Annotated in this window: 9 protein-coding genes and 3 tRNA genes; 6 read left to right on the top strand and 6 right to left on the bottom strand. The window is 53.7% G+C overall.

Translation table 11 applies throughout. The features are described from left to right. Positions 1-5: 5 nt before the first annotated feature. Both J1781_RS08275 and frdA read right to left on the bottom strand, forming a co-directional pair. A complete protein-coding gene (locus J1781_RS08275; protein ID WP_217233427.1) occupies positions 6-740 on the bottom strand; it encodes a succinate dehydrogenase/fumarate reductase iron-sulfur subunit in 735 nt (244 codons plus the stop codon). Further along, positions 733-2,532, bottom strand: coding sequence for a fumarate reductase (quinol) flavoprotein subunit (gene frdA, locus J1781_RS08270; protein ID WP_129954232.1), 1,800 nt, complete (start codon positions 2,530-2,532; stop codon positions 733-735). Before frdA ends, J1781_RS08275 begins: the two co-directional genes overlap by 8 nt. Before the next feature lie 283 nt (positions 2,533-2,815). On the opposite strand from frdA, the gene epmA reads away from it, so the two are divergent. After that, positions 2,816-3,793, top strand: a complete 978-nt coding sequence (gene epmA / locus J1781_RS08265; protein ID WP_129954234.1) for an elongation factor P--(R)-beta-lysine ligase — start codon at positions 2,816-2,818, stop codon at positions 3,791-3,793. A gap of 97 nt (positions 3,794-3,890) precedes the next feature. Here the strand turns inward: epmA and mscM are convergent, their stop codons facing one another. From mscM to rsgA, 3 genes are all read right to left on the bottom strand, one after another. Beyond that, complete coding sequence (gene mscM / locus J1781_RS08260; protein ID WP_129954236.1) at positions 3,891-7,259, bottom strand: miniconductance mechanosensitive channel MscM; 3,369 nt, start codon at positions 7,257-7,259, stop codon at positions 3,891-3,893. Between the two features lie 46 nt (positions 7,260-7,305). Beyond that, positions 7,306-8,274, bottom strand: a complete 969-nt coding sequence (gene asd / locus J1781_RS08255; RefSeq protein ID WP_217138290.1) for an archaetidylserine decarboxylase — start codon at positions 8,272-8,274, stop codon at positions 7,306-7,308. 181 nt (positions 8,275-8,455) lie between these two features. Beyond that, positions 8,456-9,493 (bottom strand): small ribosomal subunit biogenesis GTPase RsgA, encoded by a 1,038-nt coding sequence (rsgA, locus tag J1781_RS08250; protein WP_129954240.1) that lies wholly within the window; start codon positions 9,491-9,493, stop codon positions 8,456-8,458. A gap of 126 nt (positions 9,494-9,619) precedes the next feature. On the opposite strand from rsgA, the gene orn reads away from it, so the two are divergent. The 4 genes from orn to J1781_RS08230 all read left to right on the top strand — a co-directional run bounded on the left by orn (position 9,620) and on the right by J1781_RS08230 (position 10,817). Beyond that, positions 9,620-10,165: an oligoribonuclease gene (gene orn / locus J1781_RS08245; protein ID WP_129954242.1), complete on the top strand. Its 546-nt coding sequence runs from the start codon at positions 9,620-9,622 to the stop codon at positions 10,163-10,165. A gap of 304 nt (positions 10,166-10,469) precedes the next feature. Next, positions 10,470-10,545 (top strand) — tRNA-Gly (locus tag J1781_RS08240). A gap of 59 nt (positions 10,546-10,604) precedes the next feature. Continuing rightward, positions 10,605-10,680: transfer RNA gene (locus J1781_RS08235), tRNA-Gly, on the top strand. A 61-nt stretch (positions 10,681-10,741) separates the two neighbouring features. Further along, positions 10,742-10,817, top strand: a tRNA-Gly gene (locus J1781_RS08230). Between the two features lie 313 nt (positions 10,818-11,130). Here J1781_RS08230 and queG read toward each other — a convergent pair. Then, positions 11,131-12,285, bottom strand: a complete 1,155-nt coding sequence (gene queG / locus J1781_RS08225; RefSeq protein WP_129991645.1) for a tRNA epoxyqueuosine(34) reductase QueG — start codon at positions 12,283-12,285, stop codon at positions 11,131-11,133. Here queG and nnr point away from each other — a divergent pair. Further along, positions 12,284-13,798, top strand: a complete 1,515-nt coding sequence (gene nnr, locus J1781_RS08220) for a bifunctional ADP-dependent NAD(P)H-hydrate dehydratase/NAD(P)H-hydrate epimerase (protein ID WP_217233426.1) — start codon at positions 12,284-12,286, stop codon at positions 13,796-13,798. The genes queG and nnr overlap by 2 nt on opposite strands. The last annotated feature ends 5 nt before the right edge of the window (positions 13,799-13,803 follow it).

Raw genomic sequence — 13,803 nt, 5'->3', positions numbered from 1 at the left:
CTCCCTCATTGCGGTCTCAGCCTCGCGATCATGAAGTCTTTGGAGCTTTCGACTTTGCCTTGCTGAATGGCGGCTGCGGGGTCGACGTGCTTCGGACAAACTTCGGAGCAATACCCGACGAACGTACAACTCCAGACACCGTTCTGAGTGTTTAGCTGCGGCATACGTTGTGCCTTGCCGTGGTCCCGGTTATCAAGGTTATAGCGGTGCGCCAGCGTAATAGCGGCCGGACCGATGAATTCCGGGTTCAGACCAAACTGCGGGCAGGCGGCGTAACACAAACCGCAGTTGATACAGCCGGAGAACTGATGGTATTTCTCCATTTGCGCCGGAGTTTGCTTACCCGGGCCTTCACCCACCGTGCGGGTATTGCCGATAATGTAAGGTTTGATGGATTCCAGGCTTTCGATAAAGTGGGTCATATCGACCACCAGATCACGCTCAACCGGGAAATTCGCCAGCGCTTCCACCTGCATACCGTCCGGATATTCCCGCAGGAAGGTTTTACACGCCAGCTTCGGCACGCGATTGACCATCATGCCGCATGAGCCGCAGATTGCCATCCGGCAGGACCAGCGATAGGAAAGATCAGCGGCCAGATGATCTTTGATATAGCCCAGAGCATCGAGCAGCGACGTTGTTTCATCGAAAGGCACGTCATACACCACCGGATGCGGCGCGCTGTCCGTTTCCGGGTTATAGCGCATGATTTCAACCTTCAGGTTGCGTATTTTAGCCACGTGATTGCTCCTTATCTTTTTTATCGTGAGTCTCAGATTCTCCGCCATACACGCGTTTTGCCGGTGGCAGCGTGGTAATTTTCACGTCGCCATATTCCAGACGCGGGGCGGAGTCTGGCTGATAAAAGGCCAGAGTATGCTTGAGGAAATTCACGTCATCGCGTTCAGTACAGCCTTCATCCAGACGCTGATGCGCGCCGCGGGATTCGCGGCGGTGCAGGGCGGAATGCGCCATGCATTCGGCCACTTCCAGGCCATGCCCCAGTTCGATGGTGTACAGCAAATCCGTATTGAAAACGCTGGAGGTATCCTGAATCTTCACCCGCTTAAAGCGTTCTTTCAGTTCAGCCAGTTTATTGATGGTTTTTTGCATCAGTTCGGTGGTGCGGTAAATGCCGCAACCTTCTTCCATCGCCAGACCCATTTCGTCGCGGATGGCTGCCCAGCTTTCGTCGCCTTCCTGTGCCATCAGCGCGGCGATACGATTTTCGATATCACGAACCTGTGCGTCGAGCGCATCGTTGTTGCCGGTGTCTTTAGCTTGTACGGCGCGTTCTGCTGCTTTTTCACCGGCCATACGGCCGAACACCACCAGTTCGGCCAGCGAGTTTGAGCCGAGACGGTTTGCGCCATGCAGGCCGACGGACGAACACTCACCGACCGCAAACAGACCCTTGATGCGGGTTTCACACTGCGCATCGGTTTCGATGCCGCCCATGGTGTAGTGTGCGGTAGGACGAACAGGGATCGGATCAGTAATCGGATCGACGCCGACATAAGCTTTAGCCAGTTCGCAGATGAACGGCAGACGTTCACGGAGTTTTTTCTCGCCGAGATGGCGTAAATCCAGGTACACCACGTCACCACGCGGTGTTTCGATAGTCCGGCCGGCCCGCCATTCGTGCCAGAACGCCTGCGATACCTTGTCGCGCGGGCCCAGTTCCATGTATTTATTTTTCGGTTCACCCAGCGGCGTTTCCGGCCCCATACCGTAATCCTGGAGATAACGGTAACCGTCTTTATTGACCAGAATACCGCCTTCACCCCGGCAACCTTCAGTCATCAGAATACCGGAGCCCGGAAGGCCGGTCGGATGATATTGTACGAATTCCATATCACGAAGAGGGATGCCATGACGGAACGCCATGCCCATACCGTCACCGGTTACGATGCCGCCGTTGGTGTTATAACGGTAAACACGGCCAGCGCCGCCGGTTGCCATGACCACGGCGTTGGCCCGGATTTGTACGCGGGTGCCTTCCATCATATTAATGGCGACAACGCCCCGAACCTGGCCTTCATCGACCAGAATATCGAGAACGAAATGTTCGTCGAATCGCTTGATTTGCGGATATTTCAGCGAGGTCTGGAACAATGTATGCAGCATGTGGAAACCGGTTTTATCCGCTGCAAACCACGTACGTTCGATCTTCATCCCGCCGAAGCGGCGGACATTGACGGAACCATCATCTTTACGGCTCCAGGGGCAACCCCACAGTTCTAGCTGGGCCATTTCAGTCGGGCATTGATGCACGAAATGATCCACCACGTCTTGCTCACACAGCCAGTCGCCTCCGGAAACAGTATCCTGGAAGTGAAAATCAAAGCTGTCGTGATCTTGTGTCACTGCGGCAGAACCGCCTTCGGCAGCGACCGTGTGGCTGCGCATTGGGTACACTTTCGAAATCAACGCGATATTCAGGTTGGGATTGGCTTCCGCTGCGGCTATTGCTGCGCGTAAACCCGCCCCACCTGCACCTATAATTGCAATGTCGGCGTTAAAGGTTTGCACTGCATTCCTCCACTATCATCAATGAGATCGGGTTTGAAACACCCGCGAAAAGCTCTTCATATTCGAAGAGTTAGTGAACCCCGATGACATACAGGCGCTGTCCCGATGGCTGATATTCTTATTGTTTGTAAGGGAATTATGATACCAAAGGGGTAGAAGCGGTAATTTGATGTGAATGCAGGTTTGGGCTTTCTCTGCTTTTTGCTTCGCAAAATGAGATAATTGTTTGCCTGCGGGGATGCGGGTAGACTGCATGACTTTTCTGAATTCGGAGTAAATCACCATGAGCGAAACAGCAAGCTGGCAACCCAGTGCTTCTGTCGCCAATTTGTTGAAGCGTGCGGCAATCCTCGCTGAGATCCGACGTTTCTTTGCCGATCGCGGCGTACTGGAAGTTGAAACGCCAGCGATGAGTCAGGCCACGGTGACCGACATTCATCTGGTACCGTTTGAGACGCGTTTTGTCGGGCCGGGTGCGGCTGACGGCATGACGCTGTATCTGATGACCAGCCCGGAATATCACATGAAACGTTTGCTGGCAGCGGGCAGCGGGCCGATTTACCAGATGGGCCGCAGTTTCCGTAATGAAGAAGCCGGACGTCATCACAACCCGGAGTTCACCATGCTGGAATGGTACCGTCCGCGTTATGACATGTACCGCCTGATGAATGAAGTGGATGATCTGCTCCAGCAGGTACTCGATTGCGACAGTGCTGAAACCTTGTCTTATCAGCAGGCATTTACCCGCCATTTAAGTATTGATCCCCTCTCTGCCGATAAAACTGAGCTGCGCGAAGCGGCGGCAAAACTGGATTTATCCAATATTGCCGACACCGAAGAAGACCGCGACACCCTGTTACAGTTGTTATTTACGATGGGCGTGGAGCCGCATATTGGCCGCGATAAGCCGACATTCGTCTATCACTTCCCGGCGACGCAGGCATCTCTGGCAGAAATCAGCACGGAAGATCACCGCGTGGCCGAGCGTTTTGAGGTGTATTACAAAGGCATTGAGCTGGCAAATGGTTTCCGTGAACTGACAGACAGTCGTGAACAACGTCAGCGTTTCGAGCAGGACAACCGTAAACGCGCGGCACGCGGCCTGCCGCAGCATCCCATTGATAACAATCTGCTGGATGCGTTAGCGCACGGCATGCCGGAGTGTTCTGGTGTGGCGCTGGGCGTTGACCGTCTGATTATGATTGCACTGGGTGCCGCCAGCCTGAGCGATGTGCTGGCCTTCCCGGTGACGCGCGCCTGATCCTGATTCTGCTGTTCAGCCCTGACCTCAGGGTCAGGACTTTGTCAGCAATCTGAAAGGGCAGAAGGATCTGCCCTTTTTGCTTTTCTTTTGGCTTTTATAAGTCGCCCGGTGAGCGCGAACTGTTTCCGCTGCGACCACTGCCGCTGCTGCTGGTAAAGGTCGCGTTATTGCCATTTTGCGCGCGGTGCAGTGTTTCCATACGCACCTGGAATGGCGGGAACGGCAGCGTAATGCCATGCTCGCGGAATCCGGACAGGATCAGCTGATGGATTTCATGGCGCAGCGGCATACGGTGTGCCATTTCAGCGGCATGCATACGCAGCTCGAAAATCTGAATCCCCTGCTGGAGATCCACCAGATAGGCTTCCGGCGCAGGCATGTCCAGCACCAGCGAACAGCGGTGCGCGGCACCGAGCAGAATTTCGGTCACTTCTTCACTGTTGGCTTCCGACGGCGCAGGCACAGTCAGCACCACACGGGTAACGGAATCTGACAACGACCAGTTGATGAACTGTTCGGTGATAAAGGCCTTGTTGGGCACAATAATCTCCTTACGGTCCCAGTCGGCGATCGTTGTGGCGCGGGTATTGATCCTGGTGATGCTGCCGGTCAGGTTGCGGATCGTCACGGTATCGCCGATACGGATCGGTTTTTCAAACAGGATAATCAGGCCGGAAATAAAGTTAGCGAAAATTTCCTGCAAACCGAAGCCGAGACCGACACCAAGTGCTGCCACCAGCCATTGTAGTTTTGCCCATTCGATCCCGATCAGCGAGAAACCTGTCAGGCCGCCAATCAGCAGCAACACATATTTGGTCACGGTCAGCACGGCATAACCGGTGCCCGGCGTCAGATCCAGATGTTGCAACAGCGCCAGTTCCAGTAGCGCGGGCAGATTACGCACCAGTTGCGTCGTGATAATCAGCACCAGAATGGCGATCAACACCGATCCCAGTGTGATCGGCTGCATGCTCTCTACGCCCTGAACCGTAGACGCCACCTGCCAGAGATGAATATTTTCCAGGAACGAGAAGGCCGAGTGGATCTCAGACCACAGGAAGATCACCGAGATCAGGGCGATCAATGTCAGCAGGGAACGTACCAGTCGCAGTGATTGCGCGGAGATAGCATCCAGATCCACCACGGGTTCTTCAATCTCAACCGTCCCTTCATTACTGGTACTGACCTGATGGGCATCGTCCTCACCGCGGGCACGCTGATTCAGCATTTCTGCCCGGCGCTGCTTGGCGCGTTCGAACGCAATACGACGGCGCTGGATCAGCATCCAGCGCCGGATAATGTGGTAAATCACCAGTAATACGAACCAGATGGCTACCGAGGTTTCCAGGCGTGCCAGCAGCGCCTGTGAGGTCGCGAGGTAGCCCATCAGCGAAGCCAGTGCGGCCACAACGGGCGCGCCCAGCAGCATCCACCATAAGGCTTTGTTGATGACGTTTTCGCTGTTGCCTTTTTTATCGTGATACAGCGGAATTCCCGCGCGTTTCAGGCTGTGGGTGACCAGCGCGACCACCAGACACAAAATAACAAAGCACAGCCGCCCCAGCGTATTTGAGAACTCCCGATCGTTAAGATTATCGAAGGTAATCAGCGCCATAATTAACGGCACCAGCACCCAGATCGACAGCGCATAGTAGCGAAGGGCACGTGATACCGCACGTTGCGGCCAGCCGAAGTGGGCGACAAATAACCCTTGCGGATGCGCCAGCGCGGCACTGACCATAAATGCCCACAGGATTGGCAGGGTTGCGGTGACACCATCGCCGATCGCAACTGCAATCGGGTACGGCCACGCGCTTTGCAGCCCGAAGCCCAGCGCTGCCCACAGCACCGGCAACGGCATGGCGACCAGAATCGACCAGAACACGGTGCGCAGGGTCAGCGAGAAATGATCCTGTGTGACCTTACCCACTTTACTGCTGGCACGTGCCAGGAACGCGTAATAATGTTTGCGCGAACTGATGCTGATAATCACCAGAATCAGTGCTCCAAATAATGGCAGCAGCGTTTCTTTGCTGGTGACCATCATCATCGACGCACCGCCAAGCTGACTGAGTGAATCCAGTGAAAGCAGACGTTTCAGATCATGCGCGACCTGCACCGGGTAAGAAATGCCGATGGCGCTGACGTCTGCCACCCAGAACAGATAACGGTGGGCGGCATCATGAACATCATTCAGCGCTTCCACCAGCTGGCTGTTCGCCACTTTCAGCTTGGTGAGTTCAAGAATTTGGGTATCGCAACCTGAAAGCAGGGAATTGAGCAAATCACGCTGCGTCCGCAACTGTGCATCCAGAATTTTTTGCTGAGCCGCAGTTAGCGGTTTTCCGTCATCCTGCCTTGCCTGGCGATAAATAGCCTGCTTATCCAGTAAATCTTCATAGTGCAGGCGCTGCACGCGCAACTGGCCCATATCGCGGTCAAGCTGTTGCGGTTTCGGCATATCCGGCAGACGCGCAACCTGCGCCCGCAGTGTTTCGCCAAGTAAATTAGACGCGCCAAGCCACTGTGCCTGTTCGCGAATGGTATTAATCGCCTGACGTACCTGTTGAGTTTGTGCAGCGGCCTGACGCTGCTGAGAGGAGATCAGGTCCATCCGCTGCGCCTGCTGATTCAGTGCCAGCGACAACTCACGGTTGGCCTGCAACTGCTGACTGATAGAGTGCGGCAATTCACCACTCTGTTCGGCCAGCAGCTCGGTTTTTTCCAGCGCCTGTTCAGCTTCCCGCTGGCGTTGGTTATTCAGTGTATTGCGTAAGGCCTGTAATTGCTGATCAAGAAAGTCGGCGCGTTTTTTGTAGAGATCTGTGCGCATTCGTGACAGTTCCTGCCGGTTATTGGCAGAAAGCTGAGCCAGTTCCAGTTCATCAACCTTGGCTTTACGCGCTGCAGATTCGGCCTGAAGTGCGCTGAGCTGGGCCTGTGCCAGCGGTGAGGAGATTGCCGTCGCGGTCGCCGCCTGTATGCGCTGATCGATGTCGCTCAGCGCGTTGCGGGCTTCGGATTGCTGTTGCGGGATCAGACTCAGTGAGTCGCTGATGTCGCGGGAGCGGTCCTGCTCCTGACGCAACTGGCGGGTTTCTTCCAGCTGCTGACTGCTGACTTGCAGAATTTGTTGCTCGAGCTGAGCCGTGGAGATGCTGTCATCCAGCGCGGGCGGCTTGTCAGGCTGATTTTGCAATTCCTGGCGCAGGGCCTGCGTCAGTTTTGGAAAGTCATCAATGACCTTTTGATATTCCGCCGAGCGCCCGGCTGAAACGCTGGCTTCATTCAGCCAGTTGAGTGCGCTTTGCAGCGCCTCAACCACCTGCGTCTGATTGGCCATTTCTTTATTGGCTTCCGCCTGTTTCAACTCTTGTTTGAGCTGATCTTCAGTCGGTGCTGCACCCGCCATCAATGGCAGGGACAGCAATAAACTCATCAGCAAGGCGGGGAACAGGCGCACTCGGTCATATCCTTTTTTCAGTTCTGTATGTCAGTTCAGCGCGAACTTAATAATCTTTCGGAGCCTGCGGTTCAGCGGTTGCGACACCTGCTGGCGCTTCTGTAGTGACAGAGGCTTCTGCTACCACAGGTTCCGCTGCTGCTGCCGGAGCACGCAGAGCTTCGGCGAACGGTTCGCCCATGCGGGTCACCGTGCCATTACTCAGATTCGGCATGAAGCGAACCTGATTAGCGGCAAACAGGTTGATCACCGTGGAACCCAGTTTGAAACGGCCCATTTCCTGACCTTTTTCCAGCGCGATGGCACCTTCTTCACCGGCTGCCGGATAAGTCCAACGCTTGATAATGCCTTCGCGCGGCGGCGTGACGCAGCCTGCCCAGACGGTTTCAATGCTGCCGACAATCGTTGCGCCAACCAGAATCTGTACCATCGGCCCGAATTCAGTATCAAAGACGCAGATGACGCGTTCGTTACGGGCAAAAAGATTGGGTACATTCGCAGCGGTCAGCGGATTGACTGAAAATAAATCTCCCGGGACATAAATCATTTCACGCAGCACGCCGTCGCACGGCATATGCACCCGGTGATAATCACGTGGTGCCAGATAAACAGTGGCAAACTGTCCGTCTTTGAATTGCTCTGCCAGCAAATAGTTACCTGCCAGCAATGCTTCTAAACTGTAGAAATGACCTTTAGCCTGGAACAGTTTGCCCCCGGTAATTGCCCCTAACTGGCTGACTGCACCGTCGGCTGGCAGGCAAAGCATATCCAGACCACTGACCACCGGACGTGCGCCCTCGCGCAGCGGACGCACGAAGAATTCGTTAAACGTGGCATATGATTTGAGATCCGGATTTTGTGCTTCTTTCATGTCGACGTTATAAAAACGGGCAAATGCTCTGATCACCCAATGTGTCAGCGTGGCAGCACGCTTATCTGCGCCCCAGCCAGCCAGACGGGTCAGTCCTTGTTTAGGAAGTAAATATTGAAGTTTGATTTTGATACTGTCCAGCACGGGGAAAACCTCTTGAATGATATGAATGACCGGCGTACCGGCCATTTTGCAGGCGCCCCCGAATGGTATTCAGGGGCATGCAGTGTTGTATGGCGGAGGATTGTAACGGGGTGAAATCAACGGTTCAACTTCCGTTAACGTTACCCGATTGCCATTAACATATTAATTCAACCACTTAGTATTAAAGTGCGTCGAAGTTTTTACGTGTTTTTACGTCTTCCATGCTTTCCAGAATACGGTGGTAATTGTCGAAACGTTCTTCGGCTATTTCACCACGGTCTACGGCATCACGGATTGCACAGCCCGGATCACTGCCATGCTTGCAGTCGCGGAATTTACAGTAGCCGAGGAAAGGGCGGAATTCGACAAAGCCCTGGGTGATCTGTTCTGGCGCAAGGTGCCATAAACCGAATTCACGCACGCCCGGGGAGTCAATAACGTCACCGCCATGCTGGAAGTGATACAAACGCGCCGCTGTCGTGGTGTGCTGACCCAGGCCTGAGTTATCGGACACTTCATTCACCAGAATTTGTTTTTCATCCGGTGGCAGCAGGGCGTTCAGCAGACTGGATTTACCCACGCCGGACTGACCGGCGAAAATACTGATGCGGTCAGTCAGCGCCTTTTCAAACGCAGGCATACCTTCACCGGTCTGGCTCGACACTTCGAGGACGCGGTAATTTATTTTGCGGTAGATATCCATCATGCCCTGAACGAATTGACGGCCTTCGTCGTCGAGCAGATCGATTTTATTGAGCACAATCAGCGGCTCAACTTCAACCGTTTCGCACGCCACCAAGTAGCGATCAATAATATTAAGCGACAGTTCCGGCAGGATGGCGGAGACAATCACGATCTGGTCAATGTTTGCGGCAATGGGTTTGACGCCATCATAGAAATCAGGGCGTGTGAGAACGGAAGTTCGTTCATGGACCGCCTCGACGATACCTTTCACACTGGTATTTTCGCCGGCGCGCCATACCACGCGGTCACCGGTCACCAGAGAACGGATGGTTCGGCGGATATTGCAACGGTGCTGGCTGCCGTCGGCCGCTTCAACGTCCGCATGCATCCCGAAACGGCTGATGACGACGCCGTCCTGCGGTTCGCCATGCAGAGAATCGTCCAGCTCTTTGCGTTTGTCCGTCTGTGTCAGACGACGCTGATGGTTAGTCTGAACGCGACGTTGTTGCCCTTTAGACAGTTTTGATTTAGTCACTGCGCCTCACTTGACTGGCTTTAATCGCTCGGTGCGACCAAAACGACTATGATACCAGCTATTTTATATTAATTGCCCGAATGACGGAGAACTCCGTCAACTCTCTACTTTGTAACAGGACACATCATGGCCGCTAATGACTCGAATTTAATTTGGATTGACCTGGAAATGACCGGTCTGGATCCTGAACGTGACCGTATTATTGAGATTGCGACGCTGGTGACCGACGCGCATCTGAACATTCTGGCCGAAGGCCCGGTCATGGCAGTCCATCAGTCTGACGCGCAGCTGGCGCTGATGGATGACTGGAATGTGCGCACCCACACCGGCAGCGGTCTGGTTGATCGCGTCAAAGCCAGTCCGTTTGATGACAATGCCGCCCAGCAAAAAACTATCGACTTCCTGCGAGAGTGGGTTCCTGCGGGCAAATCGCCGATTTGCGGCAACAGCGTCGGCCAGGACAGACGTTTTCTGTTTAAATATATGCCGGAGCTGGAAGCCTATTTCCATTACCGTTATCTGGACGTCAGCACGCTGAAGGAACTGGCGCGTCGCTGGAAACCGGAAGTACTGGGTGGTTTTAAGAAGCAAAATACTCATCAGGCGCTGGATGATATCCGTGAATCTGTGGCTGAACTGGCGTACTACCGCGAACATTTTATTAATCTTTAATCTCCGTCATCCTTCAGGCTGCAGATGCGTTGGCTGCACTCTCTCACCTGAATCACTGACCGATTTGTTGTGAGTTTGCCGCCTTCCTGCAACCTGAATGATTTAGGCGATTTATTTTAAAAAACGTTAAAAAGGCATACGGAGCACAAAATCATCGCGTTTCGCTGATTAAATCGTCGCTTTGATGGTTTAATCGGCACTTGAACGAAAAAAACGTTTTTTTGCTTTCAGGGGCTTGCGGCAAAAAGGATTTCTCGTATAATGCGCACCCCGTACCGATGAAGAATTTCGTTGAGTGCGCAGAGCGGGAATAGCTCAGTTGGTAGAGCACGACCTTGCCAAGGTCGGGGTCGCGAGTTCGAGTCTCGTTTCCCGCTCCAAATTTTTAAGCTTTTGAGATTTAAAGATTTAAGACGTAAATAATGCAGTGCCATGCGACGCGGGAATAGCTCAGTTGGTAGAGCACGACCTTGCCAAGGTCGGGGTCGCGAGTTCGAGTCTCGTTTCCCGCTCCAAAATTTCAAAGCCTGTACATTTATGGCAAATGCCAGTACAGCAGATGTCAGACATCTCAATGCGGGAATAGCTCAGTTGGTAGAGCACGACCTTGCCAAGGTCGGGGTCGCGAGTTCGAGTCTCGTTTCCCGCTCCAGTTTTCTTCTTCAGTTCAAAATCATTTCTTAATAGTGTCTTCCTGCATTTTCTGTGCATAAATGACCTGATCATTACACGATTTGTAGTAATGTTTTAAACAGACTTATCCACAGGATTAGGCGTTTTTTTAAACTGTCTGTTTTTTGTGCTTGGTATATTGATAAAATTTAATGCCTTGATTTTAAATAAAATTAATTTATAACGAAACGTTATGACGATCACTTGCTCTTTTTTTTGCACTTGATTGGCAAAGCATTTTTATTTTTATGCACAGAAAATATCGCTTTTCCAATTAACGCTTTGGGGAAGGGTTATGCATCCCTTGGCAGACCCTTTTCAACCGCACGGATCAGGCGCTTTTGCTGTGAAGATTGCACTTCCACCTGATGTTCACTTCTTCTTTCAACCTGCTGTGCAATCGCCCAACTGATATGTTCATCCAGCAACGCATTCTCACCTTCCCGCGATTGCAGTGTATTGAGCACCTCCCGGGAGTACGGGGCATTGCCCAACGCCACCGCAATATTGCGCAACCAGCGCAAATGTCCGATACGCCGGATTGGCGAGCCTTCCGTGATGCGCAAAAACTTTTCTTCCGTCCAGCCAAATAATTCAATCAGTTCAGGGGCATGAAGTGCGGCGCGCGGGCTGAAATCGTCTTCTCCGGTCAGTTGTGAATAACGATTCCAGGGGCAGATCAGCTGACAGTCATCGCAGCCGTAGATACGGTTACCCATCAGCGGACGGAATTCTTCCGGAATTGCGCCTTCCAGTTCAATGGTCAGATAGGAAATACAGCGGCGGGCGTCGACAGTATAAGGGGCAACGATCGCACCGGTCGGGCAGGTTGTCATGCAGGCCACGCACTTTCCGCATTTCTCTTCCTGAGGCTGATCCACGGGCAGAGGCAAATCAATCAGCAGTTCGCCGAGAAAGAACCACGAGCCGGATTCACGGTTAAGAATAAGTGAGTGTTTACCAACCCAACCCAGACCGGCTTTCGCCGCCAGCGGGCGTTCCATCACTGGTGCAGAATCTACAAAAGGGCGGAAAGTCACGGTCTGATCAGCATGCTCAGTACAATATGCCTGAATCATATCGCCGAGTTTTTTCAGGCGCTGGCGCAACACTTTGTGATAGTCGCGTCCGAGGGCATAACGGCTGACATAACCCAGCTGCGGATTATTCAGGGTCTTGGCAAAAGCGGCCTTGGCAGGCAAATAGTTCATCCGCACGCTGATCACCCGCAGCGTACCAGGCAGTAATTCATGCGGACGGGCGCGTAACATACCGTGGCGCGCCATCCAGTCCATCTCGCCATGATATTGTTTATTAAGCCAGTCTTGCAGTTTAGGCTCTTCCACAGATAAGTCTGTATCGCAGATACCCACCTGCTGGAAGCCTAGCGATTGGCCCCATTGCTTGATATGTTGAGCCAGTTGAACGAGATCGAGAGGGAGTGTCATGACGAACCAACGTGAAAAACGAAACGAGGCGAGTTTACCACATTCCGTATTTTCTGCTGACTGGCTACGACAGGCTGAGCGACAGGCGGCGCAGGAAACGGGGATTTCTCTGTTTACACTGATGCAACGCGCGGCAAAAGCCGCTTTTTTACTGGCGCAGCGTAAGTTTCCGCAAACCCGTCACTGGCTGATTTTATGTGGTCACGGTAATAACGGTGGCGATGGTTTTGAAGTTGCACGACTGGCGAAAAACGCAGGGCTACGCGTAACACTGCTGGCTGTTCAGGGGAGTAAGAAGCTGCCAGAAGAAGCAGAGACAGCGCGTGAGGGCTGGCTGAAAAGCGGCGGCACGGTTAACCCGGTGGATTCACCATGGCCGCAGGATGCGGATCTGATTATCGATGGTCTGCTCGGTACCGGTTTATCTTCCGCGCCACGCGCGCCTTACGACGCACTGATTGACGCCATCAACTCAGCGTCTTTACCTGTGATCTCTTTAGATATCCCTTCGGGACTGGATGCGCAAACCGGTCAGGCCGCGGGCAAGGCGGTGCATGCTACGCACACGATCAGTTTCATCGCTCTGAAACCCGGTTTGCTGACCGGGCAGGCACGTGACTATACGGGGAAATTACACGGCGATGCGCTGGGACTTGAAAGCTGGCTGGGCGGGCATCTGGCACCCTTACAGAGGCTGGATGCAACTCAGTTGGGCCAATGGTTGCACCCGCGACGTCCCTGTTCCCATAAAGGGGAATATGGCCGTTTGTTGGTGGTGGGTGGCGATACCGGCTTTGCGGGCGCGATCCGTATGGCTTCAGAGGCTGCGCTGCGTACCGGGGCCGGGCTGGTGCGAGTACTTACTCACAAAGAACATGCGGGACCGCTACTGACTGCCAGACCGGAGCTGATGGTGCAGGAACTCACGGCTGCGTCGCTGGATGCAGGGCTTGAGTGGGCAGAGGTAGTCGTTATCGGTCCCGGTCTGGGTCAGAGAGAATGGGGCAAACAGGCCGTGGAACGTGTGGCAGACTGGGATAAACCAGCCTTATGGGACGCCGATGCGCTTAACCTGCTGGCAATCAACCCGCGGAAACGGCAAAATCGTGTACTGACGCCTCATCCGGGCGAAGCGGCAAGATTGCTGGGTTGCAGCGTGAAAGATATTGAGAGTGACCGCTTACTTTCCGCCAGGAAGCTCACTGAGCGATATGGTGGCGTGGTAGTGCTTAAAGGTGCAGGCACGCTGATTGCCAGCGAACGTGGCGAGATGGCGATAGCGGATGTCGGCAATGCCGGAATGGCATCCGGCGGCATGGGCGACGTACTTTCTGGTATTATTGGCGGATTGCTGGCTCAGAAACTTAATGTATATGATGCGGCCTGCGCGGGCTCAGTGCTTCATGGCGCTGCCGCAGACGAAATTGCCCACCGGCAGGGAACGCGCGGTATGCTGGCAACTGATCTTTTAGCGGTGATTGCCCCGTTAGTTAATCCAGACCTGAAGAAATAGATATC

It is taken from the genome of Rahnella perminowiae, from assembly GCF_019049695.1.
In the GTDB taxonomy this organism is placed as follows: domain Bacteria; phylum Pseudomonadota; class Gammaproteobacteria; order Enterobacterales; family Enterobacteriaceae; genus Rahnella; species Rahnella perminowiae.
Note: the sequence above shows the minus strand (reverse complement) of the source record. Positions and strands in the feature narration are given on the sequence as shown.